Source organism: Burkholderia sp. Bp8991 (assembly GCF_003853795.1).
GTDB lineage: Bacteria > Pseudomonadota > Gammaproteobacteria > Burkholderiales > Burkholderiaceae > Burkholderia.
In genome coordinates, this window is the sequence record NZ_QTQJ01000046.1 from 1 (window position 1) to 26619 (window position 26619).

The following is a 26619-nucleotide window of genomic DNA, read 5'->3' on the forward strand; positions in this document are numbered from 1 at the left end:
CCCCCCCCCCCCCCCCCCCCCCCCCCCCCCCCCCCCCCCCCCCCCCCCCCCCCCCCCCCCCCCCCCCCCCGCCCCCCGCCCCCCCCCCCCCCCCCCCCCCCCCCCCCCCCGCGGCTGCATGCGTCGAGAACGGGCCGCTTACTGCGTGGCTGACGCGACCGCGGTTCCTGCATCGAGAATGCCCGAGCCTGCCGGCAACGCGGTGCATGGCGTACTGGCCGCCAGCTTCGCCGTGTGCGTGCCGCTTTTCAGCTTCTGCTGGATCTGCGTGGGCGTGAGGTTGCCGTTCACCGCGAGCATCAGCGCGGCGACGCCCGTCACCTGCGGCGTCGCGAGGCTCGTGCCGCTCGCCAGGCCGTAGGTGTCGCTGTCCGGCGTCGTCGTGCCGCTGTTGGCCGTCGACAGGATGTTGACGCCCGGTGCGCTGAGCGTGATGTTGGTGCCGAAGTTGCTGAACGAGGCGCGGCGGCCGGCTGCATCGTTGGCACCGACGCTGATCACGCCGCTGCAGTTCGCGGGCTGGTCGAGGCCGGTCGACAGACCGTCGTTGCCGGCGGCGACGACGACGGTTACGCCCTTCGCGTTCACGTCGTCGATCGCCTGCTGGAACGTCTTGCTGCAGGCGCCGACGCCGCCGAGGCTGAGGTTGATGATTTTCGCCGGCGTCGGGTTGTTCGGCACCCCGGTGACGGGAATGCCGGCCGCCCAGCGCATTGCGTCGGCAATGTCGCTCGTCACGCCGCCGCATTTGCCGAGCACGCGAACCGGCAGAATCTTGCCGAGCCACGATACGCCGGCGATGCCGATGCCGTTGTTGGCGGTCGCGCCGATCACGCCCATCACGCGCGTGCCGTGCCAGCTGCTGGTGTTCGGTTCGCTTTCGCAGTGGTAGTACGGGCCGCTCGCATTGTCGAGTTCCTGCTGCGTGACCCAGTCGCCCGGGTCGCTCGCGTCGGGGCCGCGCGACAGGCCGTTGTTGCTGGTGTTGACGCTGGTGATGAAGCTGTAGCCGGGCAGCAGGTTGCCGACGAGGTCGGGGTGCGGCCGATAGCCGGTGTCGAGCACGGCCGTCACGACGGTCGGCGAGCCTTTGGTCTGGTTCCACGCAGGCGGCAGATCGGCGCCGGCGGTCGGGTCGGACAGATACCACTGCTGGCCGTAGCTCGGGTCGCTCGGCGTGTCGCGGACCTTCATCGGATGATCCGGTTCAGCGTAGTCGACGTCGGCGTCGGCGCCGAAGGCCTCCGCGAGCGCCGCCGCGTCGGCGGCCGCGACGCGCTGGCCAAGCGACAGCACGGCCGCGCCGTTCGAGACCGTCCGCTCGACCTGCACGTTCAGCGGCGTCGCCGCGGCCGCATACGCACGCGCGGCGCCGGTTGCCGTCGGCGCCGTCCAGCGTGTCATCGAACGCTGGATCACCGCGTCGAGCCGCGTGCCGTCGTCGATGGCTGCTCTTGCGTTCGTGGCCGTCAGCGTCTTCAGCCGGACGATCAGGTGATCGACCGGCGGCTCGTCGGGCGTGGTCTGGGCGGCCATTTGCGTGGCGGCCTGCTGCGACGTACACGCGTTGCTGCCGGAATTGGTGGGCGGGGTCGTCGGAGCGGGCGCGGGGGCCGGGGTCGGGGCCGGTGCCGTGTTGGTCGGCGACGGGTTGCTGCCGTCGCCGCCGCCTCCGCCGCAGCCGGCGATCGGGAGCAGGGCGGCGGCGGACAGCATGCCGGCGAGCATGCGCGCATGGGCCGAACGGGCCAGCGCGAAATTGAAACGTTTGGCTTTCATGTTGAAAGTCGATCCTCGGAGATAACCGTCGTGCCGGCGGTGGTGCCTGGTCTGGCCTGAGCCGGACCTTGATTTTTGTCGGGCGCGCGCGGGGTTCCTGCGACACGCCATGCATTGGGTAACGGCTGATGAGGCGGCTTTCTTGAATATGTTTTGTGTGAAAAAGATGCGACGCGCAAACGATTGCGTTGCTGGGTTGCAGCATGAACGCGCGTTTGGAACGGGTGATCTGTTCATGAGGTGCAAGATTGCAGGCGGTCGACCCGGCGAAACATGCGGCGCGGGCGCTTTTGCGCGGCACGGAAACGATTGCGCGCGGTGTGGCCGTGACGGAGGGCGCTTGAGGCTTTCCCCGATGCGGTGCGAATTTTTCGGGCGTAGGATCGCGATTCGATCAAGGTTTCGTCAGGAGAAAAGCATGGATCACCGCTTCCGTTGGCTGGCTGTCGCGTTGTCCTGCGCGCTGGCGGGCGCCGCGCACGCGCAGGCGCTCACCGGCACGCTGAAGAAGATCAAGGACACGGGCGTCGTGTCGCTCGGTATCCGCGAATCGTCGGTGCCGTTCTCGTATTCGGACAACCAGCAGAAGAACATCGGTTACTCGCGCGACATCGCGGCGCGCATCATCGATGCGCTCAAGGCGGAGTTGAAGACGCCGAACCTGACGGTGAAGGAAATCCCGATCACGTCGCAGAACCGGATTCCGCTGCTGCAGAACGGCACGATCGACTTCGAGTGCGGCTCGACGACGAACACGCTGGAGCGCCAGAAGCAGGCTGCGTTCTCGAACAGCATCTTTCTGTACGGGATCCGTTTCAGCACGCGCAAGGATTCGGGCGTGAAGGACTTCCCGGACCTGGCCGGCAAGACGGTCGCGACGACGGCCGGCACCTCCGACGAGCGGCTGCTGCGCAAGCTCAACGAAGAGAAAGGGATGAACATGACGATCATCAGCGCGAAGGACCATGCCGAAGCGTTCATGAACGTCACGACCGGGCGCGCGGTCGCGTTCGTGATGGACGAGCCGCTGCTGTACGGCGAGATCGCGAAGGACCGCAATCCGGGCGCGTACACGGTGGCGGGCACGCCGCTCGTCCACGAGAACTACGCGTGCATGATGCGCAAGGACGATCCGGCGTTCAAGCACGTGGTCGACGGCGTGGTCGCGAAGCTGCAGACCTCGGGCGCGGCCGAGAAGCTCTACGACCAGTGGTTCATGCAGCCGATTCCGCCGAAGGGTGTGAGCCTCAACTATCCGCTGTCGCCGGAGATGAAGCAGCTGTTCAGGAATCCGACGGATCAGGCACAGTACTGATCGAAACGTCGCAGTGGCGTGCGGGCCGACACGTTGCGTGCTCGGCCTGCACGATCGAATCCCCCGGCCTTCGGGGCGGCGTCGCGGCGCGCATCCCCGCAGCCGCAAGCGCGAGCCGGGCCCGTCGCGCCCGATGCTGAACCCCGTGTCCTGATCCTCCATCGCGTGCGTCGCGTTTATGGCGCCGCACCTCGACGGCCCGCCGTCCGCGCGTCGTCCCGCCCGGTCTTTTCTCCCTTTGCCTGAACACGTGCCCCGCACCGAAGCGGGGTTGGCGGATGCGCGCCCGACGCACGTCCGGCGACGCTGTTTGCCGCGTAAACCCGAATACAGATTTCAATTTGAACTGGTCAGAATCGGCCGAAATTGTTCAACAATTTTCGGCGAAAAATCCCGGGGAGCCGCGTGTGGCGGCGCCTGGGAGGCGTTGCGACGTTTCAGCGCGAGAGCCGAACAACCCAGGAGCTTCGCCATGTCTGCTCGTTTCCCGGTTCGACATTTCCTCCGCGGCGCGCTCGTGCCGCTGGCCTTCGCATGCTCGCTCGCGTCGGCGGCGCCGCTGCAGACGGTGCGGCCCGGCACGCTGCTGGTGGGCTCCGACCTCACGTATCCGCCATACGCGTACCTGGACGCCGGCAAGCCTGCGGGTTTCGATGCCGAGTTTTCGCGGCTGCTGGCACGTCACCTGAAACTGGAGCCGGTATTTCTCGATACGCGCTTCCCGGACCTGATTCTCGGGATGAAGGCGCGCCGCTTCGACGTCGTCGCATCCGCGCTGTACGTGACGCCCGATCGCGTGAAGCAGGTCGATTTCGTGCCGTACCTGAAGACGGGCGCGTCGCTGCTCGTCGCGAAGGGCGGCGCGTTCCTGCCGAAGACGCCGCAGGACCTGTGCGGCAAGCGGGTCGGCTCGATCAAGGGCGCGTCGTGGACGCCGAAGCTGCGTGCGGTGTCGCAGGACACATGCAAGGCAGCCGGGCGCGCCGAGATCGCGATCCTCGAGTTCCCGACGTCACCGGAAGCGACGTCCGCGCTGCTGTCGAAGGCGGTCGATGTCCAGATCGAGGACGCGGCCGTCGCGCAGGAGATTCCGAAGCAGACGAACGGGCGCGTCGACATCAGTTCGACCACGCTGCTGTATCCGATCGTGATCGGCCTGGGCGTGACGAAGGGCGATAGCGGGTTGCAGGGTGCGCTCGAGGGTGCGTTGAACGATGCGCGGCGCAGCGGCGAATACGGCAGCCTGGTGAAGAAGTACGGGTTGCAGGAGCCGACACCCGCCGACGTTGCCAACGCGCTCGGCGCGCCGAAGTAAGCGCGCGGCCAGCACAACCTGACCACCGCGCGCCGCGCGGCCGCATCATCATCCGCGGTTGAGGAGTCTTCGATGCAGTTCGATTGGCACTATGCGTTTCAGCTCTTGCGGGACCAGGATTTCTGGGGCGCCTGCGTCGTGGTCGTCGAACTCAGCGTCGCCGCGTGGCTGCTCGGCGTGTTGCTCGGCTTTCCGGTGGCGCTCGCGAGACAGTCGCACCAGCCGTTGCTGAAACGGGCGGCGGCGCTCTACATCTGGTTCTTCCGCAGCCTGCCGCTGCTCGTGCTGCTGGTCTTCATCTACAACCTGCCGCAGGTCTTTCCGGCGACGAGCGCGGTGCTGTCCGATCCGTTCATGGCCGGCCTGATCGCGATGGTGCTGAGCGAGACCGCCTATTTCGCGGAAATCCATCGCGGCGGGATCCTGTCGGTGCCGCGCGGGCAGCTCGAGGCGGGCCGCGCGCTGGGTATCCGCTTCACCGGCATCCAGCGGATGATCGTGATGCCGCAGGCGATCCGCATTGCGCTGCCGGCGCTGGCGAACGAGTTCATCACGATCGTGAAGCTCACGTCGCTGGTGTCGGTGATTTCGCTGGCCGAGATCCTGCTCGTCGGCCAGCGGCTGTACACGCAGAATTTCCTGGTGTTCGAAACGATGCTGGCCGTGGCGTTCTACTACGTGCTGATCGTGACCGTGTTCAGCCGGCTGCTCGGTTATCTCGAGCGGTACCTCGACGTCAGCCGCCGTACGCCGGCCCAGGCCGGCCACGTCGATCTTGCGCTGCCGCCGTCGGCGCCGGCCGTCGCGCCGAGGCCGCGGGCGAACGCCGAATTCGCGCTGCGCCTGAAAGGCGTGCAGCAGCGCTACGGCCGCCATGAAGTGCTGAAGGACATTCATCTCGACGTCGTGCCCGGGCAGGTCGTGTCGATCATCGGGCCGTCCGGCTCCGGAAAGACGTCGCTGATTCGTACCGTCAACGGCCTCGCGCCGGTGAACGCGGGCGAGATCGACCTGTACGGAGAGCCGTTCATCCGCGCGTCGGGTCCGCATCCGCCGCGCGTGTCGCACGAGCGCATCCTCGACATCGGCATGGTGTTCCAGAGCTTCAACCTGTTCCCGCATCGCACCGCGCTGCAGAACGTGATGATGGCGCCGTGCTATCACCGGCAGGCCGATGCGGCGGCGATCCGGCTGCAGGCGCTGTCGCTGTTGTCGAAGGTCGGGATGCTCGAACATGCGAACAAGTATCCGCATCAGCTGTCGGGCGGCCAGCAGCAGCGCGTCGCCATTGCGCGCGCGCTCGCGACGCGGCCGTCGATCATGCTGTTCGACGAGCCGACGTCGGCCCTCGATCCGGAGCTCGTCGGCGAAGTGCTGAAGGTCGTCGAGACGCTGGCGAAAGAAGGGATGACGATGATCATCGTGACCCACGAGATGAATTTCGCGTTCAAGGTGTCCGACCGGATCGTGTTCATGGAGAACGGGCGCATCCTGTACGACGTGCCGCCGGACCGGATTCGCGGCAGCGCGGACGCGCGTGTGAAGGATTTTCTGAAGCACGTTCACTTCGCATGACGAATGACCGGATGGGAGCGGGAATGGATCCGACGGATTTCCGGCTGGGCAACGTGAACGAGCACGCGTGTGCGGAACGGGTGCGTGCGTGTCTTGCGCATGCCGACGCGCATCCCGGCGACATCGAAGCCGCGTGGCTCGCGCGGCGCGACGACGCGGCGGTCGCCGATGCACGTGCATGGGATGCGGCGCGGCGCGCCGGCGCGATCGATGCGCCGCTGGCCGGCGCCGTGCTGACGGTGAAGGCCTGCTTCGATTGCACCGGCTGGGTCACGCATGCCGGTTCGCGCGTGCTGGCCGACGAGCCGCCGGCGCGAATCGACGCGGCGCCGGTGTCGGCACTGCGTCGGGCCGGCGCGGTACTGGTCGCGCAGACGGCGATGACCGAGTTCGCGTACGGCGCGCTCGGCGTGAACCGTGCGTACGGGACGCCGACGACGCCGCTCGATGCGCGGCGCGAGCGGGTGGCCGGCGGATCGAGTTCGGGCGCGGCGGTGTCGGTGGCGCTCGGTGCGGCCGACCTGTCGCTGGGTTCCGATACGAGCGGGTCGGCACGCATTCCGGCCGCATTCTGCGGCGTGACGGGATTCAAGCCGTCGCGCGGGCGCTATGCGAGCGACGGCATGCGGTTTCTGTCGACGAGCTTCGACGTGCCGGGCCTGCTGGCCGCGACGGTCGGGCTGTGCCGGCAGGCGGACGTTGCGCTGCACGGCCGCGACGCGCGGCGGCGGCGACCGGCGGCGATCCGCGACCTGCAGTTCATCGTGCCCGAGGCGTTCGTCGCGGATGACGTCGACCCGGTCGTCGGACGCGCATTCGACGCGTGGCTGTCCCGACTGTCCGCGCACGGCGCACGGATCCGGCGCAAGCGGCTCGATTGCGTGGCCGAGGCCGGCGCGGTCGCCCGCGCGGGCGGCATCATCGCGGCAGAGGCGTTCATGCTTCATCGTGCGCGGCTGGCCGCGGCGGCGGACCGCTACGATCCGCTGGTCGGCCCGCGCATCGCTGCAGGCGAGCAGGTGCGGGCGCACGACTACGCCGCGGCGCTGCGGCGCCTGGCTGCACTGGCCGCCGCGTACCACGCCGAACTCGGCGACGCGGATGCGGTGCTGACGCCAACGGTGCCGATGCTGCCGCCGCGCGTGGCCGATCTGGCCGACGAAGCCGCATACCTCGCACAGAACGCGCGTGCGTTCCGGCTGACCGAATTCGCGAACCGGCTCGACCTGCCGAGCATCAGCGTGCCCGGCGACCTGCGCAACCGGCAGCCCGTCGGCTTGCTGATCACCGGGCATCGCGGCGAGGACGCGCGGCTGCTCGATGTCGCGGCAGCGGTGGAGAGCGCGCTGACCGCCGAATCCGCATGACGCATTTTCCGGCGGCAAGGATCACCTTGCCATTTTTCATCTCAACTATTCAGAGGTACTTATGATCGTCGTGAGATCGGCCGATATCGCCAACACCGAGCGCCATGCGCGCGGCCCGGGCTGGGACAGCAAGCGCATGATCGTCAAGCAGGACGGCGTCGGCTATTCCGTTCATGAGACGCGCGTGCACGAAGGCGCCGAACTGCATCTGCACTACAAGAACCACTTCGAGACCAACTACTGCGTGGCCGGAGAGGGGGAGGTCGTCGACACGGCGACCGGCAACGTGCACCGGATCACGCCCGGAACGATCTACGCGCTGAACCTGAACGATCCGCATGTCCTGCGCGCGACGCGTGGCGACCTGCATCTCGTGTGCGTGTTCAATCCGCCGCTGACGGGACTCGAGACGCATCGGGAAGACGGCAGTTACGCGCTGCCGACGGAGCAGGCCTGACTGCGCGAGCGGTCGGGCCGTTGCGTGCCTTTTCGTGCTGCCGTTGCTTGCCACGTCTTGAGGCAAGCAACGGCGGCGCGGCGTGCAGGGTCAGGCCGCCTCGCGATGGCTGCGCTTGATTGCCTCGACGAGCATCCGCTCGGAATCGTCGAGATAGCGCGCGAGCGCGGTGACGGCTTCGCTGCGGCGGTTCTGCGTGAGGAGGTCGTAGATCTGGTATTCGCGCTGGATCCAGTCGGGCGTTTGCACGCGTTTCTCGTCGGGATCCGCGGCGAAGACGAGCCGCAGCTGTGCGGAGATGGTCCGGAAGAACTCGTCGAGCAGCGCCGACTTCTGCAGCGCGACGATGTGCTGGTGAAAGCGCAGGCTGTGCGTGCCGACGGCCTGCCAGTTTTCCTTGTCGAGTTCGCGCTCGGCCGCGCGAATGGCGGCCTGCATCTTTTCGAGCAGCGCCGGCTGCGCGAGTTCGGCCGTGTTCAGCGCATGCAGCTCGAGCGTGCGGCGCGCGACGTAAAGATCGCGCACGTCCTGGCGATTCAGCGTGCGCACGACGACACCCTTGTGGCGCACGAACGTGACGAGCCCTTCGCGGCCGAGCTGATGCAGGACTTCGCGAAGCGAGTTGCGCGACGTGTCGTATTCGGCCGCGAGGTCCATCTCGATCAGCGCGGTGCCGGGCGGCAGCTTGCCGCTGATGATGTGTTCCCGCAGTTGATGGCTGATCCGGTCGGCGACCGACTGTCCTCTCGCTTTTTCGCTTGCCATTCCGTTCGTTCGCTCCTCTCCTGGTCGTGCGCCGCCGGCGTGGCCGGCCGGCGGCGTTTCGCCATTCTACGGGCTCCGGACCGCGTTACGCCGTCTTGTCGTGCTGCCAGTCGGCCTGCGGCGGCTGCATCCCGTGCTGGCCGCGGTAGGGCGCGACGCTCGGCTGCGACCAGCCTTCGAGCAGGCTCGGGTCGAGCCGGTATACCTCGACGCCGAGCGGCCGGCACACGTCGATCGGGTCGCGTGCGTCGGGGCCCCACATCGGCACCGAAAGGTCGCCGCCCGGACACGTGGACATCGCGCACAGCACGTCGATTTCCGCGAAGAACTCGAGGTAATCGCCCGGCCGCGCGGGACAGGCCTTCATGAAGTACTTGTCGTCGTCGTTCAGGCCGGTGCACTGGAACACGTTGAGCACGTCGTGCACGTCGAATTCGGTCAGCCCGTACGGCGCGACCGCCCGCACGAGGTTCGAATGACAGTGGAAATGAAAATCCTCGCCGGTCAACAGCTTGTTCACGTACGGGTCGCAGCGCGTGCCGAGCAGGTCGTGCACGCGGCCGCCGTCGCCGTCGACGCCATAGCCGGCGAGCGTGTCGTCGGTGATCGTGACCATCGGCCGCAGGTACGGCAGCGTCGACCAGAGCCGGTCGAACGTCGTCACGTGCGCGGCTTGCAGCTGACGTGTGCGCGACGCCCACATGCGCTCGCGCGGATTGTGCAGGTTCCAGATGTTGAAGTCGGCGACTTGCGGGCCTTCGAGCGTGACGATCCGGAACACGTGACCCGCCGGCACCGTCCACGCGAAGCCGCTGCGGATCGGCACGACGTGCGACGCGATCCGTTCGCGCGCGTCCTGGCGCTGGGCGATCGCGGAATAAAAGGCTTTGTCGACGTTCAGGACGGAACCCTTGGTGACCTGGTAGGCGGCGGGATAGTTCGACATGACGCGGTGCTCTCGGGGAAATTTTCAGATTCGGAGATCCGGCTGGAATCCGTTGTGGTGGCCGGTCAGGCGTCAATTTTCATGCTGGATTGTTCAACAATTTATTGGCGCTGCGAGGAGTATAGGGGGAACGCCGGGAGGTGTGTCAATCGGTGGAAAGTACGGAGGGGCGCGGCGAGCCGCGGATGCGCGCAGGCAGGCGAGTGGCGCCGCAAACAAAAAACGAAATATGGATCAAAACCGTGGCCGTGCCGGCCGCCGGACCGGCTCGCCATGATCGGCAAGCGGGCCGTGTAACGCGTTTCGAGACCTGACGCAATCCGCATTCAACCGCGCCCACGCCAGGGGATTCCTGTCGCGTTGCGCAACAACAGGCACAATATGCGCTTCGCCGCGCACCGTTGTTCGACTTCGAGCAGCACGGCGCGTGTTGCCGCCGTCCGAATCCTTCCCGGTTGTCATGAACGCCTCGCTCACTCCCGCGCGCGAATCGAACTCCCCGCGCTTCCTGTTGTTCCTGATTTGCCTGTTCGCCTCCGCCGGCCAGCTCGCGATCGACATCTACGTGCCTGCGCTGCCCGACATGGCGCGTTCGTTCGCCACCACGCCGCAGGCGATTCAGTCGAGCGTCTCCGGCTACATGGCCGCTTATGCGCTCGGCCAGCTGATCTTCGGTCCGGTTGCCGATGCATACGGGCGCAAGCGCGTGCTCGCGTTCGGGCTGGTCATCTACACGATCGGCTGCCTGCTGTCGCTCGGCGCGCCGAACCTGGAGACGTTCGTGCTGGCGCGCTGCCTGCAGGGCTTCGGGATCGCGACCACGAACCTGCTCGCGAAGGCGATCATCACCGACTCGTTCTCGGGCCAGGCGCTGATGCATGCGTTTACCTATATGTCGATCGCGTGGGGGCTCGCGCCGATCATCGCGCCGGTGATCGGCGCGCACCTGCAGGAATGGTTCGGCTGGCGCGCGTGCCTCGTGTTCCTGCTGGTGTATTCGCTGGTGATGTGGGCGCTGCTGTGGCGCTATCGCGAGACCTTGCCGAAGCCGGTCCATCTCGAGCCGCGCACGCTGATGGCGAACGCGGGCAAGGTGCTCGCGAGCCCGGTGTTCCAGAGCTGCTTTCTCGCGCAGGGGCTGTGCTACAGCATCCTGCTGGTGTTCAACATCGTCGGGCCGTTCATGGTGCAGACCACGCTGCACAAGCCGCCGACCTTCTTCGGCTATCTCGCGCTCGGGATCGGGCTGATGTATTTCCTCGGCGGGCTGTCGAACCGGATTCACGGGCGCGGGCTGCCGAGCGCCGAGCAGCGGTTGCGTATCGGCGCACGCGTGATGGCGGGCGCGGCGGTCGCGATGCTGGTGCTGGCGCTGACCGTCGGGCTGCGCGTATGGACGCTCGCGACGCCGGTGCTCGTGATGGGCTTCTGCGCGGGCGCGATGTATCCGACGCTGATGGCGAAGGGCAATTCGCTGTTTCCCCATATCGCGGGGCTGACGAGCGCGATCCTCGGGTGCGCGCTGCTGCTCGTGTCGTCCGCGATGATGGGGCTGGCCGGTTTCGTATCGATTCACGTGCTGACGCCGCTCGCGGTGTTCTTCGTCGCGCTGTCGTTCATCGTCGTGTGGATGGTGACGAAGCTGCTGCGCTACCTCACGCAGCAGCAGGCGGCGAGCGTGGCTTGCGGGAGCGGGGAAGCCGCGTAACGTACAACGTTCCCGTCGGGCGGCGGCAACGCGGGGGAGCGCGGTTGCCGGCTGCTCTGCCCGGCAAGACACCGCATTCGACCGAGTCATGAGCCTGATCCTGCTGAACCGCGTCGCTCGAACCGACGCCCCCGATCTGATCGCCGCCAATCAGGCGAGCCGCAGCCATCACCTGCCGTGGATCGACTCGTTCACCGATCAGGCGGGATTCGACCAATGGTTCTCCCGCTGCCTGACCGGTCCGAACGTCGGCCTCGTCGCGCGCGAACGGGCGTCCGGGGCGGTTGTCGGCGTGGTGAACCTCAACGAAATCGTCGGCGGCATATTCCAGAGCGCGTATCTCGGCTACTACGGGATGGCGGATTTCAGCCGGAAAGGTTTGATGACGGAAGTGTTGCGCGCGGCGACCGACATCGCATTCGGCGAACTCGGGCTGCATCGGCTCGAGGCCAACATCCAGCCCGCAAATCACGCGTCGATCGCACTGGTTCGGCGGCTCGGCTTCCGGAAAGAGGGGTTTTCGCCGCGCTATCTGCGTATCGGCGGCGAATGGCGCGACCACGAGCGGCGGGCGCTGCTGGCCGATACCGACGCCGGGCGTGAAGTCGGCGCCTGACGTCCGATTCCTGCTTCGCGGCACGCGCCGCTCACAGCGGGTGCGCCGCGCCCGCCTGCGCCAGCAGCGAAACCGCAACCGGATCAGGCATCCCGTTCGAGTCGATCGCGCCGGCCTTGGCCAGCGCGGCGAGGTCGCTGTCGACGCCCGGTTGGCCGACCACGAACGGTGTCGTCAGGAAGGCCGGCGCCGACAGCGTGACCGCATAGCGCTGCTGCAGATTCGTCACGACCGCGGATTGCGCGGCCTGCACCGTGTTCGGGCTGCCCATCACCTGCTGGAAGTGCGCATTCCCCTGGAAATTGCCGATCAGCCCGGCCGTGTTCGTGCCGAGCTGCGCGGCGAGATAGACGAGCATCAGCTCGGTCTCGGGCGTCGTGTTGAAGGTGCCGCCCGCGTAGGCGAGCGAATGCAGGCTCGTGCCGCTCGACGCGACGGTGATCACGCACGGCAGCACGGCGTTGACCGCCACGCGGTAGTTGCCGCCGCCGTCGGTCAGCGTCGTCGCCGAGCCTTGCGCGCAGCTGACCGTCACCGATGCGCTCGCGAGCGCGGAGCCCGTGGCGGCCGTGCCGGACAGCGCGACGGTTTGCGTGTTGGCGTTGTTGAAGCAGACGTCGACGCCGAAGCAGGCGTCGCCGTTGCAGCCGGCAAGCGTCGCGACGGCCGCGGCGCACAGCGTGCCCAGCGCGGGGCGGAGGAAGCGCGGATGGCGAAGGTTCATGGTCGCGGGCGGATCGGAAGAGTGAGCGCGGCAGGGCAACCGGCGCGCGCCGACGCTTCGGCGCGCTGTTCGTATTCTAGGTCTCCGATCGCGGGGTTGCTGGCCCGTTTGTTCGCCGCGGCCTGCGGCGTGCGGCATGGCCGGCGCCGGTTACGGCTTGCGCGCGGCCGGTTTCGCGAACGCGCCGCGCACCTCGAAGCCGATCGCATCCGCCACGTTGCCGCGCGCGTCGACGAGTTCGAGCCGGTGCCGCCCGGGCCACGGCATCCACGCGATGCGGTCGGCGTGGCCGATTACCTTGTCGTCGAGCCGCCACGTGAACCGTGCGGCATGCCCGGAAGACCGCTCGAACCAGATCCGCTGATTCTTCGGCGGAATGTCCGGATCGATCGCGAAGATCGTGCCGTCGGTCGGCGCACCGATCGTCAGCGGCGCGCGCGTGCCGTCCTTGCCCGGCGTGACGGGCGCCGCGAGCCGGATCGTGTCGAGCGCGGTGCCCGTGACGAACCACTCGTTGCGCGACGGCTCGACGTCGCGCTCGAACGTGATGCGGCGTGCTTCGACGCCGGCCGGCGGACGCGGCGCGCGGCTCGGCAGGTCGCGGTGCAGGTAGCCGACGACGGCCGACCACACCGGCGACGCGCCCGTGACGCCCGACACGTCCCACATCGGCGAGCCGTCCGCATTGCCGACCCACACGCCGACCGTATAGCGCGACGTGAAGCCGACCGTCCAGTTGTCGCGCATGTCCTTGCTCGTGCCGGTCTTCACCGCCGAGAAGAAGCGCGTCGCGAGCGGATTGTCGAAGCCGAACGTGCGCACGCGCGCGTTGTTGTCGGCGAGGATGTCGGTGACGACGAAGCTGGCCGCTTCGCTGAACACGCGCGTGCCGTTGTCCGCACGCCCCGGTGCCGATGCGCCGGCCGCGGGCGACGGCGCAGGCAGGTCGACGACCTTGCGCGCGACGCCGCCGTTCGCGAGCGCGCGATACGCATTGGTCAGCGACAGCAGCGTGACGTCCGCGCTGCCGAGCGCGAGGCTGAAGCCGTAGTAGTCGCCTTCCTGCGCGAGCGGCAGGCCGAGCGCGGTCAGCGTGCGCGCGAAGCGATGCGGCGTGACGAGCACGAGCGTGCGCACGGCCGGCACGTTCAGCGAGCCGCCGAGCGCGCTGCGCACGCTCACCCAGCCCTTGAAATCCTTGTCGTAGTTCTGCGGAATGTAGAGGCCGCCGCCGGCCGCGAGGTTGATCGGCGCGTCGTCGAGCAGCGACGCGGCCGTCAGCCGCTTCTCGTCGATCGCCTGCGCATAGAGGAACGGCTTGAGCGTCGAGCCGGCCTGGCGCGGCGCGAGCACGGCGTCGACGTCGCGTGCGCTCGACAACGCGCCCGACGAACCGACCCACGCGCGAATCTCGCCGGTCGCGTTGTCGATCACGACGACCGCGCCGTCCTGCACGTTGCGCCGGTGCGCGGGCGCGTTGAGCTCGGTCAGCGCGCGCGTGAGCGTGTCGCGCGCGAAGCGCTGCAGCGGCGCATCGAGCGTCGTGCGCACCTGCGCGCCGGCCGCGGGCCTGACCTCGGCCGCGATGCGGCGCGCGAAGTGCGGGGCGAGGGCGGCGCCGTCCGCCGTCAGGTCGTTACGCACGGCATTGGCCGGACGCGCGATCACGAGCTGCACGTAGCCGTCGAGCGACGCGCAGGCCTGCTCCGCGTGCATGTCGCGCAGGATCCGGCACGCACGCTCGGCGACCTTCGCGCTCGCCGCGTTGGGCGCGCGCACCAGCGCTGCCGCGATCGCGGCTTCACGTGCGTCGAGGCCGGACGGCGCCTTGCCGAACAGCACCTGCGACAGCGCGGCGAGCCCGACCGTCTCGCCGCGGAACGGCACGAGATTCAGGTAGGCCTCGAGGATCTGGTCCTTGCGCCAGCCGCGTTCGAGCAGCAGCGCGTTCATCGCCTGCGTGGCCTTCTGCGGCAGCGAGCGCTGGCCCGAGCGGCGCGGCTCGTCATTGAGGAGCCCGGCGAGCTGCATGGTCACGGTCGACGCGCCGCGCGTGCGCTGGTTCCACAGGTTTCCCCATGCCGCACCGGCGATCCCGCGCCAGTCGACGCCGCTGTGTTCGTAGAAGCGCTTGTCCTCGGACACGACGATCGCCTCGCGGAACGCGGGCGACACGTCGGCGAGCGACACCCAGTCGCCGCGCCGTTCGGCGAGGTCGACGCGCGTGCGCTGCAGCGGCGTGCCGTCACGCGCGAGCAGCACCCAATCGGAACTGCGCCAGTTGCGGCGCACGTCGTCGTAGCCGGGCAGCGCGTGCGCGACGAGCGGCGCGGCCAGCACGACGGCGACGAAAACGCGGCCGGCGAAGCGCGCCGGCCGCGGCGATCCATGATCGATCATCGCGTATCCGTTACTTGCCCGCGTCGGTCGGCTTCACGGTCATCGGCGGGTTCGGCCACAGGCCGTACACGGACGGTGCGTACAACGCCTCGACGCGCGTCGGCGGCAGCCCGAAGGTGCCGACGTTGTTCAGCCGCACCGTGTACTCGACCGAGAGCTTGCCCTTCGGCAGATAGTCGTAATACGCGCGGTAGCCGTCGAAATCGCGTTCGATGAACGCCGGCCATGCGCCGTCCGGGGATTTCTCGCCCTGCGTCGCGGCTTCCGAATCGCGGCCGAGGCCCGAGCCGAGGATCGTCGCACCGGACGGGATCGGATCGTTGACGACGACCCACGTCATGTCGCTCTGCGCGTCGATGTCGAGATGCACGCGCACGACGTCGCCGCGCGTCAGCACGCCCTTGACGGCGGGCGACACGGGCGTGACGGTCTTCGTGATCCGGTAGCCGGCCGCGAACGGCGCGCGCAGCGGCACGGCCGCGAGGCTTTCGACGGTCGCCCACGGGCGGCCCGTGCCGTCCTGCGTGACGGACAGCGTGGCCGGTGCCTGGGCCGCACGAGGCCACGGCATCAGCACGCTGCGCGCGGCGGCGGCGCGGGTCGCGGGAGTGGCCGAGGCGGGGCTGTCGGCGGGCGCGGTCGAGGGTGCCTGCGACCACGAAATCGCGCGCTCGTTGCCGCCGAGCGCGACCTTCGTCGTGCCGGCCACCGGCGTGCTCTCGTAGGTGCGCGAGAAGCGCTCGATCGCGAGCTGGCCGAGTGCGTTCGACGTCGTCGTCTGCCATGCGCCCTGGCGTTGCAGCGCCAGCAGGCCGGTCGCCACGCGCGGCATCTCGTCCTTCCACGCCGGGTCGCCCGCGAATTCCAGCGCGAGACGCGCGGCGTTGGTCTCGTTGCTCGTCATCAGCCACCACAGGTCGTCGTCGCGCGCGGTCGAGAACACGAGCTGCGTGCCCTGGTACGTGAGGCGCGCCCGCAGGATCTGCTCGACCTGCGCGCGTTTCGCGTCGCGCTGCGGGATGTCCTTCACGCGCGTGAGGATCGCGTGATAGTCGATTACCGCCGACGTCGGCCACTGGTTCGGCGCGATCTCGATCGAACCGAGCATGCGGCCCTGGGCGGCACCGTAACGCGACAGCGCCTCGATCGCGGCGAGCTTGCGCAGGTCGCGATCCTGGCGCGGAGCCCACGCGTTGCGCTCGATGCGGCCGTCGACGAAACGCGCGAGCCCGGCTTCGAGCTGCGTGCGCAGGTCTTCCGGCAGCGCGAAGCGCGGGTCGAGGCGGCCGGCCTCGTCGGCGACCACGAGCAGATACGACGACAGCGTCGGGCTGCCGTAGTGCGCATCGTCGGAAGACGGCGGGAAGTAGTTCGCGAGTCCGTCGCTGTCGAGGTAGACGGGCATGCGCGCCACCAGCGCCTGCCATTGCGCGGCGTCGTGCAGGCCGATCGCGCGCGACGTCTGCTGTTCGAGGCAGCGGTACGGATAGCGCTCGAACCAGCGCCGCACGCCGGGCAGGCCGTCGGCGAGCTTCGACTGCAGCGACACGGCGATGCCGCCGCGCGGCACGCCCTGCGCGTTGTTGACGGCGCCGGCCGGGGCCGACACGGGCAGCGTCAGCGTGCCGTCGACCTGCGTGAGCGTGGCCTGCTGCACGGTGACCGGCAGCGCGGGCACGACCCTCTGCGCGACTGCCAGCGCGTCGGATGCGCGCTTGCCGCCTTGCTCGGCGGCCTCGATGCGCCAGTTCAGCGCGCCGGCCGCGTCGAGCGCCTGCTCGGGCACGGTGATCGTCCACGCGACCTCGGCCGCCGCGTTGGCCGCGAGCGACACGGTTTGCGGCGCGACCTCGAGGCCCGTCACGCGCGGCGTCACGACGACCTGCATCGCGCGCTCGGTCGTGTTGCGCAGCGTGACCTGCGCGCGGAACGCATCGCCTTCGCGCACGAGCGGCGGCAGGCCTGAGATCAGCTGCAGGTCCTGCGTGCTGCGGATCGACGTGCTGCCGGTGCCGAAGCGGTCCGCGCCGACCGCCGCGATCGCGACGATCCGGAAGCGCGTGAGCGCGTCGTTCAGCGGCACTTCGACGGTCGCGCTGCCGTTCGCGTCGAGCGTCACGCGCGGATTCCACAACAGCAGCGTGTCGAACAGCTCGCGCGTCGGCGCGCTGCCGCCGCCGCCGCCGGCCGGCACCGCCTTGCGGCCGAAGTGGCGGCGGCCGACGATTTCCATCTGCGCGGTGGCCGTCTCGACGCCGTACGCGCGTCGCTGCAGCATCGCGTCGAGCAGGTCCCAGCTGTTGTTCGGCATCAGCTCGAGCAGCGCCTCGTCGACGGCCGCGACCGCGATCTGCGTGCCGGCCGGAGCGGGCTGCCCGTTCGGCAGCGTGACCTTCACGTGCGCCTGCGCCTTGCCGCGCACCGTGTAGCGCGTCGCGTCGGTCGTCACGGTCACGCCGAGACGATGCACGCCGGTGCCGACCTTGATCTCGCCGAGGCCATAGCGGAACGCGGGCTTCGACAGGTCGACGAACGCGGTCGGCGCTTCATGGTAGCGGCCTTCGCGCCAGAACGCGCGGGCCCATTCGACCGGCGCCTTCCAGCCCCACGTGAAGAACGAGTACCACGGCACTTCGCGAATCCGGCCGCGCAACGCGAGCACCGACACGTAGACGTTCGGCCCCCACGATTCGCCGACCTTCAGGTCGACGGTCGGGTTCTTGCCGTTCAGCTCGACGACGTGCGTTTCCATCACGCCGCCGCGTTCGACCGCGACGAGCGCGCTCGCGTAGCGGAACGGCATGCGCACCTGGAAGCGGGCCGTTTCGCCCGGCTCGTAGGACGTCTTCTCCGGGATCACGTCGATCCGGTCGGTGTTGTCGCCGCCGAACCAGAGTTGGTCCTCGCGCGTGACCCAGACGGACGTCGACGCATTCGCCGTGCGGCCGTCGCCATCCTTCGCGACCGCGATCAACTGGACGTTGCCGGCCTGTTCGAGCGTCGCGTCGCAGGCCATGCGGCCCTTGTCGTCGGTCTTGCCCGAGCACAGCACGCCGAGGTCGCGGGTATCGCTCTTGTTGTCGTAAGCATAGAAGCCGCCGACCATCCGCTTGCGCGACGACGTCGTGATGTGCGCGACGCCCTTGATCTCGATCGACACCGAGGCACGCGGCTTGCCCTGCAGGTCGACCGCGAGCGCCTGCACCGGCACGCGCTGGCCGACCGACACCCAGCGGCCGGCCTTGATGCCGGCCACCACCGCGGCCGGCCACAGGATCGTGTCGCCGCGGATCGTCTGCACTTCGCCGTTCGGGTCCGCGAACGTCGCCTCGAGCGCGATGCGCTTCGGCGCGTCGACGTCGGGCAGGCCCTTGAGCGTGACGGAACCCGCGCCGTTGCGGTCGAGCGTCAGCGGCAGCTTGTCCGCGATCAGCTTCGTCGCGTCGGGATCGTTGTTCGCGGCGGATGTGCTGTCGCCGTCCTGCGCATCGTCGTCGGCGTTGCCGTCGCTGCGCTCCGGACGATAGGGCGTGAAGCTGAAGTCCTCGAAGCGGTCCGCGAACGGCGGCGACGCCCACTTCATCAGCGCCGACACCTGCACGGGCAGGTTCGATGCGCCGCCGCCCGACACGTAGTCGATCTGCACCGCGAGCGGCGCTTCCTTGACCGCGACGAGCGGGCTCTTCTGCGCGTCGCGCGCGCCGATCGTCCCCTTGAGCACCGGCAGGCGGAACGCCTCGACGCGGAAGCTGCCGCCGTAGTAGCTGGCGGTCGGCGCATCGTCCGGGCCGCCATCGAGCGATACGCTGTATTCGCCGAGCTTCGCCGCGGGCGGCAGCGTGAACTGCGTGTCCGCGCTATGGTCGGCCGACCACGTGAGCGGCAGCTTGTAGGTCTGGTCGGAGCCGAGATGGCGGATCGTCACGCGTGTCGGGTAGTGCGCCGGGAACGCGAGGCTCTGCAGCGTCTCGGTGCGCAGGAAGTGCTTCATCGACACGGTTTCGCCGGCCCGCAGCAGCGTGCGGTCGAACACGGTATGCGCGCGCACGGTCGGCGCGCTGTCGGTGTCGGTCGGCACGTTGAAGCGCCACGATTCGATCCCGCGGTTCCAGTTCGAGCTGACGAACGCCATGTCGCGGCCCGTCTTCGGATCGTCGACGCGTGCCGACACGAAGTAGTCGTCGAAGCGTTCCGACTGGCTGCATTCGTGTTTCGGCTCGAACGGGCCGTCGATCTTCAGCAGGCCTTGCGCATCGGTCTTGCCCGACGCGATTTCGTCGCCATTGCAGTCCGACACGCGGATCTGCGCGTTCGGCACGGGCTTGCCCTTGTCGAGCGTCGTGACCCACACGAGGTTGTTCTCGCGGCCCTGTTTCAGGTGCACGCCGAGATTCGTGACGAGCACGGTGGTGCGCACGTACATGCTCGACGGCTTCGCGAGCAGCGAGCGGCCGAGCGCGGGCGACGCGAGTTCGAGCACGTAGAAGCCGGGCTTGTCGATCGGCACGCCGACGACCTCGAACGGACGCAGCGCCTTCGGGTCGGCCTTCGGCAGCGCCAGCGCCTGCGCACCCGGTTCGCCGGCGAGCAGCGACAGCGAGCGCACGTCGATGCGGCGGTTCTGCGGCGCGGGCATCTTCTCGCCGGCCTCGAGCGGCACGTAGACGGGGTGCTGGCCCTTGCGCCGCAGCAGGCCCGGGACGCGTTCGTCGATCGTGCCGGCCGTCATCGACCAGTTGTCGAAGCGCTCGACGGTGCGCATCCATTGACGGATCGCGGTGTCGTCGTCGACCTTCAGGTTCGAGAATTGCGCGCCGCTCGTATTGAGGCCCGCGATGCGCAGGTCGGCCTCGACGTTGCGCAGCGTGACGGGCACGAGTGCCGGCGTATCGGGTTCGGCGAAGCGCTCGACGATCCCGAACGTGCCCGACGAGAATTTCGCGAGCGGCGGCATCGGCGCGGTGCGCGTCGCGAGCGGGAACAGGTCGGCGTTCGAGAGCGAGCGGTCGGTCACGTCGCGCAGGCCGGACGGCAGTTCGATCGTCAGGTTCGCCTGCGCGGGCAGCGGCGGGTTGAACGTGACGGTCGTCACTTCGTCGCTGTGGTCGTCGGCCGCGAAGGTCGGCGAAAGCGAACCGTCAGGACCGCGCAGCCGGATCGCCTCGGCGTTCTTGCGCGAGATCGGTGCATTGAACGACAGCGTCAGCGGACGCAGCGGCGTGCAGGGCGCCTTCGCGTTCTCGCGCTCGCACGAGAAGCTCGCGGCGAACGGCGCACGCACCGTGAAGTCGAAGCGGCGCTCGGTGTCGTTCGCGATGCCGCTCGGGCTCGCGACGCCCTTGCCGTAGACGAGCTGCATCTTCGCGCTCGCGGGCAGCGCCTGCGCGCACGACAGCGTCAGCACGCGCGCGGCGTCCTTCTTCAGCCCGAAGTGATCGAGCAGCGCGTTGCGCGCATCGTCGTCGGCGGCCGTGACGGGGATGCGGTTGCCGATGCCGGCCGCTTCGCACCAGATGTTCGCGAGCGCGGAGCGTGGCTCGGCCGGGCCATTCAGCTTCAGCACGAAGACCTGGCGCTCCTCGATCTCGCGCGAGCCGGGACGCACCGTCACCGGGAACGGGCCGCCGGTTTGAAACGTGAAGCGGCGCGGGCCGCTGACCGCATTGCCGGCGACCGAACGCAGCGCGTCGTTGAGCGCGACCGAGCAGCGCACGCCCGGCGGCAGGTCGTTCTCGAAATCGTAGATCCACGTCTTGTCGTCGAGCCAGTGACCCTGGCCGCGTGCGGCGGTGGAATCGTTGCAGGTCATGCGCGCGGGACTCGGCGCGGATGCCGAACCGAACGCGACCATCGGTTCGTCGAACTTGACGACGCTCTGCCGGACTTCAGTGACCGTGCCTTGCGGCGACACGCTCACGGTGCGTGCCGCGCCCGCATGCAGCGACAGTGCGGCGGCGCCGCCGAGCGCCGCGACGGCGCCGATGCGCCAGAGCAGCCGTGTGGTGTGATGGGTTGAATGTGTGTTGTTGTGCTTGTCGTGCTGCTTCATCGCTCGATGCCCTCGGAGGGAAGCTTTCTGTTTGATTGCACGCGATTCTAACCGACGGGCATGCGAGCGGATGACGGGAAGCGGCGTGTCGCCGGGTTGCGACACGCCGGCATCCCGATACGGAATTGTCGCGTCGACGACACAAAGATGCCGCGAAATGTCGATTGTCTCGGATTGCGGAACATTAAATGGACTATAAAAGCATTGTCCAATTCGAATTGAGCGCGTACATTTCAGGGCCGCGCGAAAGTTTGAGAAATATCAAGCGTGGTTTTCCCGAATCCGGTGTTCGAGAGAAGGAAACATGCACAACGACAACACCCCCCACTCGCGTCGCGATCGCGACGCAGCCGCATCCGGCATCACGCGGCGTCAATGGCTGCAGGGCGCACTGGCGCTGACGGCGGCGGGCCTCACCGGCTCGCTGGCGTTGCGGGCCCTGGCCGATAATCCCGGCACCGCGCCGCTCGATACGTTCATGACGCTCTCCGAAGCACTGACAGGCAAGAAAGGGCTGAGCCGCGTGCTCGGCGAACGCTTCCTGCAGGCCTTGCAGAAGGGCTCGTTCAAGACCGCCGACGGTCTGTCGCAACTCGCCGGCGCACTCGCGTCCGGTTCGTTGACTCCCGATCAGCAAACGTCCGCGCTGTCGATTCTCGAAGCCTGGTATCTCGGCATCGTCGACAACGTCGTAATTACCTACGAAGAAGCATTAATGTTCAGCGTCGTGTCCGATACGCTCGTGATTCCTTCGTATTGCCCGAATAAACCCGGCTTCTGGGCCGAAAAACCGATCGAGAGGCAAGGCTGATGGCCGATACCGATACGCAAAAGGCCGACGTCGTGGTCGTCGGGTCCGGTGTCGCGGGCGCGATCGTCGCGCACCAGCTCGCGATGGCCGGCAAGTCGGTGATCCTGCTCGAGGCAGGCCCGCGCATGCCGCGCTGGGAAATCGTCGAACGCTTCCGCAACCAGCCCGACAAGACCGACTTCATGGCGCCGTACCCGTCGAGCCCGTGGGCGCCGCATCCGGAATACGGCCCGCCGAACGACTACCTGGTCCTGAAGGGCGAGCACAAGTTCAACTCGCAGTACATCCGCGCGGTGGGCGGCACGACGTGGCACTGGGCCGCGTCGGCGTGGCGCTTCATCCCGAACGACTTCAAGATGAAGACCGTGTACGGTGTCGGCCGCGACTGGCCGATCCAGTACGACGATCTCGAGCATTGGTACCAGCGCGCCGAGGAAGAGCTCGGCGTGTGGGGCCCCGGCCCCGAGGAAGACCTGTATTCGCCGCGCAAGCAGCCGTACCCGATGCCGCCGCTGCCGTTGTCGTTCAACGAGCAGACGATCAAGAGCGCGCTCAACGGCCATGACCCGAAGTTCCACGTCGTGACCGAGCCGGTCGCGCGCAACAGCCGTCCGTACGACGGCCGGCCGACTTGTTGCGGGAACAACAACTGCATGCCGATCTGCCCGATCGGCGCGATGTACAACGGCATCGTGCACGTCGAGAAGGCCGAGCAGGCCGGCGCGAAGCTGATCGACAGCGCGGTCGTGTACAAGCTTGAGACGGGCCCGGACAAGCGCATCGTCGCCGCGATCTACAAGGACAAGACGGGCGCCGACCATCGCGTCGAGGGCAAGTACTTCGTGGTGGCCGCGAACGGCATCGAGACGCCGAAGATCCTGCTGATGTCGGCGAACCGCGACTTCCCGAACGGCGTCGCGAACAGTTCCGACATGGTCGGGCGCAACCTGATGGACCACCCGGGCACGGGCGTGTCGTTCTACGCGAGCGAGAAGCTGTGGCCGGGCCGCGGCCCGCAGGAAATGACGTCGCTGATCGGTTTCCGCGACGGCCCGTTCCGCGCGACCGAAGCCGCGAAGAAGATCCATCTGTCGAACATGTCGCGCATCAACCAGGAGACGCAGAAGATCTTCAAGGCCGGCAAGCTGATGAAGGCCGACGAGCTCGACGCGCAGATCCGCGACCGCTCCGCGCGCTACGTGCAGTTCGACTGCTTCCACGAAATCCTGCCGCAGCCCGAGAACCGCATCGTGCCGAGCAAGACGGCCACCGACGCGGTCGGCATTCCGCGCCCGGAAATCACGTATGCGATCGACGACTACGTGAAGCGCGGCGCCGTGCATACGCGCGAGGTCTATGCGACCGCGGCGAAGGTGCTGGGCGGCACGGACGTCGTGTTCAACGACGAGTTCGCGCCGAACAACCACATCACGGGCGCGACGATCATGGGCGCGGATGCGCGCGACTCGGTCGTCGACAAGGACTGCCGCACGTTCGACCATCCGAACCTGTTCATCTCGAGCAGCTCGACGATGCCGACCGTCGGTACGGTGAACGTGACGCTGACGATCGCGGCGCTGGCGCTGCGGATGTCCGACACGCTGAAGAAGGAAGTCTGACCGTGCGGAAATCTACTCTCACCTTCCTCCTCGCCGGCTGCCTCGCGCTGCCGGGCCTCGTGCGCGCGGCCGATGCGGCCGACCCCGCGCAGGTCAAGCGCGGCGAATATCTCGCGGTCGCGGGCGACTGCATGGCCTGCCACACCGCGAAAGGCGGCAAGCCGTTCGCCGGCGGCCTCGGGATGCCGGTGCCGAAGCTCGGCAAGATCTACACGAGCAACATCACGCCCGACCCGGATACCGGCATCGGCAACTGGACGTTCGACGACTTCGAGCGCGCGGTGCGCCACGGCGTGTCGAAGAACGGCGACAACCTGTATCCGGCGATGCCGTACGTGTCGTACGCGAAGATCAGCGACGACGACGTGCAGGCGTTGTACGCGTACTTCATGCACGGCGTCGAACCGGTCAAGCAGGCGCCGCCGAAGAACGAGATCCCCGCGCTGCTGAGCATGCGCTGGCCGCTGAAGATCTGGAACTGGCTGTTCCTGAAGGACGGCGCATACCAGCCGAAGCCGGCGCAGAGCGCCGAGTGGAACCGCGGTGCGTACCTGGTGCAGGGCCTCGCGCACTGCAGCACGTGCCACACGCCGCGCGGCGTCGCGATGCAGGAGAAGTCGCTCGACGAAACCGGCGGCAGCTTCCTGTCGGGCTCGGTGCTGGCGGGCTGGGACGGCTACAACATCACGTCCGACCCGAACGCGGGGATCGGCGGCTGGACGCAGCAGCAGCTCGTCCAGTACCTGCGTACCGGCAGCGTGCCGGGAGTCGCGCAGGCGGCCGGTCCGATGGCCGAGGCGGTCGAGCACAGCTTCTCGAAGATGACCGACGCCGACATCGGCGCGATCGCGACGTACATCCGTACGGTGCCGGCCGTCGCCAACGGCGACGCGAAGCAGTCGCGCTCGTCGTGGGGCAAGCCGGCGGAAGACGGCCTGAAGCTGCGCGGCGTCGCACTGGCGTCGTCGGGCATCGATCCGGCGCGGCTGTATCTCGGCAACTGCGCGACGTGCCACCAGATGCAGGGCAAGGGCACGCCGGACGGTTATTACCCGTCGCTGTTCCACAACTCGACGGTGGGCGCGTCGAATCCGGCGAACCTGGTGCAGGTGATCCTGAACGGCGTGCAGCGCAAGGCCGGCAGCGAGGACGTCGGGATGCCCGCGTTCCGCAACGAGCTGTCGGATGCGCAGATCGCCGCGCTGACGAACTACCTGACCGGCCAGTTCGGCAACCCGGCCGCGAAGGTGACCGAGCAGGACGTCGCGAAGGCGCGTTGAGGCCGGGTACGACGCAGTAAAGGCAGGGCAACTCTGACAAGAAGAGGAGGCACAGCACATCGGGCGGGCCCCGATGCCGGTTGTTGCAGAGCGGGGTGGGTGGCTTTGGCGGCCGCCCGCCCTGGTTCGTTGGCAATTCGGTGCGCGCGGTTCGCGTACCGCTTTCGTTGATCACACCATGACACCGAATCAACCGTTTCTCGCGTCCCAGCGCGATGTGCTGCTGCTGTTGTCCCGGATCCTGCTCGTGATCCTGTTCGTGATGTTCGGCTGGAAGAAGATCGTCGACTTCTCCGGCACGATCGCGTTCATGGGAAGCGAGGGCGCGCCGGCGCCGATCATTTCGGCGGCGATCGCCGTCGTGATGGAGCTGTTCGCCGGCATCGCGCTCCTCGTCGGTTTCCAGACGCGGCCGCTCGCGCTGCTGCTTGCGCTGTATACGATCGGCACCGGCTTCATCGGCCACCACTACTGGACGATGACGGGCGGCGAGCAGATCGACAACATGATTCATTTCTACAAGAACATCGCGATCTCGGGCGGCCTGCTCGCGCTTTGCGCGGCGGGCCCCGGGCGTTTTTCGATCGATCGCGGGTAAATGGCAACGCCGGCGCGCGCATGGGGCGTGTGCCGGACGGTCGAGACTTCGAGGGGGGGCATCATTTTGCGACTCAAACATTTCGCATCGCTGATCGTGGCCGCCGCACCGGCGGCCGCGTTCGCGCAGACGAGCGTGACGCTGTACGGCCGGATCGACGGCGGCGTCGAATACCTGAACCACATCGCGACGCCCGGCGGCAGTTCGACGCGCTGGAGCGCGGAAGGCGGCGATTGGGGCACCAGCATGTTCGGCCTGAAGGGCTTCGAGGATCTCGGCGGCGGGATGTCGACGGTCTTCAACCTGGAAACCGCGTTCCAGGTGATGAACGGCACGACCGGCGGCGGACGCATGTGGTCGCGCCGCGCGTATGTCGGCCTGAAGAGCGACACGTGGGGCCAGCTGCAGGCCGGCCGCAACCTGTTCATCGATAGCGACGGCGTGTGGGAATTCGATCCGTTCGTGCAGCAGGCGTTTTCGTCCGCATCGCTCGTGCGCGGCCGCAACTGGCAGCAGAGCAGCAACAACATCGAATATCACAGCCCGGTGATCGGCGGCTTCGACGTGCAGGCGCAGTATGCGTTCGGCAACCAGTCGCGCGGCTTCAACTACGGCGCGGCCGACGACTTCGGCCGCTCGGACGGGATCATGATCTCGTATCACTCGCCGCTGCTTGACGTGCGCGGCCTCTACGACGAGCTGCGCGACAACAACGGCAAGTTCAGCAACATCTTCACCGCGTCGCGCGAGTATTTCGTCGGCGCGAACGTGAAGGTGTCGAAGTTCAAGATCCAGGGCGCGTATACGCACTACCAGGCGCCGGACAGCCCGGCGGGCGTCGCCGATCGCGCCGATCACTACTGGCTCGGCGCGACCTACACGGCCACGCCGCAGTGGGCGGTGACGGGCGGCGGGTATTACGTGAAGGTCGGCGACGGCGGCGGCGACGCGTCGCACGATCCGTCGGGCCACGCGATCATGTACGTGCTCGGCACGACGTACAACCTGTCGAAGCGCACGTTCCTGTACGGCACCGTCGCGTACGTGCGCAACGGCGGGAATTCGAACTTCTCGCTGCTCGCGTCGCCGCGCGATGCGACCTCGGGCACGAGTCCGATGACGGGTGAGTCGCAGACAGGCGCGTATGTGGGCATGATGCATACGTTCTGAGCGGGGCGGCGTGTTTGCGTAAAAGGCGCGGGTGGTTAAGGCCCGTGCCTTTTCGCGTTTGCGGGGTTTGTCGGATCGTTGCGGTACTCATGCAGTGCGTTCGGAAAATTTGCACTCGCTCAAAT

19 protein-coding genes are annotated in these 26619 nt (G+C 68.0%); 12 read left to right on the forward strand and 7 right to left on the reverse strand.

Annotated elements, in window-relative coordinates; translation table 11 throughout:
- Positions 1-138: 138 nt before the first annotated feature.
- Complete coding sequence (locus DIE02_RS32685) at positions 139-1779, reverse strand: S8 family peptidase (RefSeq protein WP_124484588.1); 1641 nt, start codon at positions 1777-1779, stop codon at positions 139-141.
- A 418-nt stretch (positions 1780-2197) separates the two neighbouring features.
- Between DIE02_RS32685 and DIE02_RS32690 the strand changes: the two genes are divergently transcribed.
- A complete protein-coding gene (locus DIE02_RS32690) occupies positions 2198-3094 on the forward strand; it encodes a glutamate/aspartate ABC transporter substrate-binding protein (RefSeq protein WP_124484589.1) in 897 nt (298 codons plus the stop codon).
- Positions 3095-3430: 336 nt separating this feature from the next.
- Here the strand turns inward: DIE02_RS32690 and DIE02_RS35735 are convergent, their stop codons facing one another.
- Positions 3431-3568: a hypothetical protein gene (locus DIE02_RS35735; protein WP_185500441.1), complete on the reverse strand. Its 138-nt coding sequence runs from the start codon at positions 3566-3568 to the stop codon at positions 3431-3433.
- On the opposite strand from DIE02_RS35735, the gene DIE02_RS32695 reads away from it, so the two are divergent.
- The 4 genes from DIE02_RS32695 (at position 3567) to DIE02_RS32710 (ending at position 7808) form a co-directional block, all read left to right on the forward strand.
- Complete coding sequence (locus DIE02_RS32695) at positions 3567-4409, forward strand: ABC transporter substrate-binding protein (RefSeq protein WP_124484590.1); 843 nt, start codon at positions 3567-3569, stop codon at positions 4407-4409. The two genes, DIE02_RS35735 and DIE02_RS32695, sit on opposite strands and share 2 nt — an antisense overlap.
- Before the next feature lie 72 nt (positions 4410-4481).
- Entirely contained in the window at positions 4482-5984 is a 1503-nt protein-coding gene (locus DIE02_RS32700; RefSeq protein WP_124484591.1) for an amino acid ABC transporter permease/ATP-binding protein, read from the forward strand.
- 23 nt (positions 5985-6007) lie between these two features.
- Positions 6008-7351 (forward strand): amidase family protein, encoded by a 1344-nt coding sequence (locus DIE02_RS32705; RefSeq protein WP_124484592.1) that lies wholly within the window; start codon positions 6008-6010, stop codon positions 7349-7351.
- 61 nt (positions 7352-7412) lie between these two features.
- Complete coding sequence (locus DIE02_RS32710; RefSeq protein ID WP_044843279.1) at positions 7413-7808, forward strand: ectoine synthase; 396 nt, start codon at positions 7413-7415, stop codon at positions 7806-7808.
- A 90-nt stretch (positions 7809-7898) separates the two neighbouring features.
- Here DIE02_RS32710 and DIE02_RS32715 read toward each other — a convergent pair whose 3' ends face one another.
- Complete coding sequence (locus tag DIE02_RS32715; RefSeq protein WP_044843280.1) at positions 7899-8573, reverse strand: GntR family transcriptional regulator; 675 nt, start codon at positions 8571-8573, stop codon at positions 7899-7901.
- A gap of 85 nt (positions 8574-8658) precedes the next feature.
- Positions 8659-9519 (reverse strand): DUF1989 domain-containing protein, encoded by an 861-nt coding sequence (locus DIE02_RS32720; protein WP_124484593.1) that lies wholly within the window; start codon positions 9517-9519, stop codon positions 8659-8661.
- 460 nt (positions 9520-9979) lie between these two features.
- On the opposite strand from DIE02_RS32720, the gene DIE02_RS32725 reads away from it, so the two are divergent.
- A complete protein-coding gene (locus DIE02_RS32725) occupies positions 9980-11227 on the forward strand; it encodes a multidrug effflux MFS transporter (RefSeq protein WP_124484594.1) in 1248 nt (415 codons plus the stop codon).
- Positions 11228-11315: 88 nt separating this feature from the next.
- On the forward strand, positions 11316-11843 hold the full coding sequence (locus DIE02_RS32730; RefSeq protein ID WP_124484595.1) for a GNAT family N-acetyltransferase: 528 nt from the start codon (positions 11316-11318) through the stop codon (positions 11841-11843).
- Between the two features lie 31 nt (positions 11844-11874).
- Here DIE02_RS32730 and DIE02_RS32735 read toward each other — a convergent pair whose 3' ends face one another.
- From DIE02_RS32735 to DIE02_RS32745, 3 genes are all read right to left on the reverse strand, one after another.
- Positions 11875-12567 (reverse strand): hypothetical protein, encoded by a 693-nt coding sequence (locus tag DIE02_RS32735; protein WP_124484596.1) that lies wholly within the window; start codon positions 12565-12567, stop codon positions 11875-11877.
- A 150-nt stretch (positions 12568-12717) separates the two neighbouring features.
- Complete coding sequence (pbpC, locus tag DIE02_RS32740; RefSeq protein WP_124484597.1) at positions 12718-14967, reverse strand: penicillin-binding protein 1C; 2250 nt, start codon at positions 14965-14967, stop codon at positions 12718-12720.
- A 10-nt stretch (positions 14968-14977) separates the two neighbouring features.
- On the reverse strand, positions 14978-21016 hold the full coding sequence (locus tag DIE02_RS32745; RefSeq protein ID WP_124484598.1) for an alpha-2-macroglobulin: 6039 nt from the start codon (positions 21014-21016) through the stop codon (positions 14978-14980).
- Positions 21017-21320: 304 nt separating this feature from the next.
- Between DIE02_RS32745 and DIE02_RS32755 the strand changes: the two genes are divergently transcribed.
- The 5 genes from DIE02_RS32755 to DIE02_RS32775 all read left to right on the forward strand — a co-directional run bounded on the left by DIE02_RS32755 (position 21321) and on the right by DIE02_RS32775 (position 26494).
- Entirely contained in the window at positions 21321-21827 is a 507-nt protein-coding gene (locus DIE02_RS32755) for a sugar dehydrogenase complex small subunit (protein WP_044843286.1), read from the forward strand.
- Positions 21827-23446: a GMC family oxidoreductase gene (locus DIE02_RS32760; RefSeq protein WP_124484599.1), complete on the forward strand. Its 1620-nt coding sequence runs from the start codon at positions 21827-21829 to the stop codon at positions 23444-23446. The genes DIE02_RS32755 and DIE02_RS32760 overlap by 1 nt, the downstream gene beginning before the upstream one ends.
- A gap of 2 nt (positions 23447-23448) precedes the next feature.
- Positions 23449-24726, forward strand: a complete 1278-nt coding sequence (locus DIE02_RS32765; RefSeq protein ID WP_124484600.1) for a cytochrome c — start codon at positions 23449-23451, stop codon at positions 24724-24726.
- Positions 24727-24904: 178 nt separating this feature from the next.
- On the forward strand, positions 24905-25324 hold the full coding sequence (locus tag DIE02_RS32770) for a DoxX family protein (protein ID WP_124484601.1): 420 nt from the start codon (positions 24905-24907) through the stop codon (positions 25322-25324).
- Positions 25325-25390: 66 nt separating this feature from the next.
- Entirely contained in the window at positions 25391-26494 is a 1104-nt protein-coding gene (locus DIE02_RS32775; RefSeq protein ID WP_124484602.1) for a porin, read from the forward strand.
- The last annotated feature ends 125 nt before the right edge of the window (positions 26495-26619 follow it).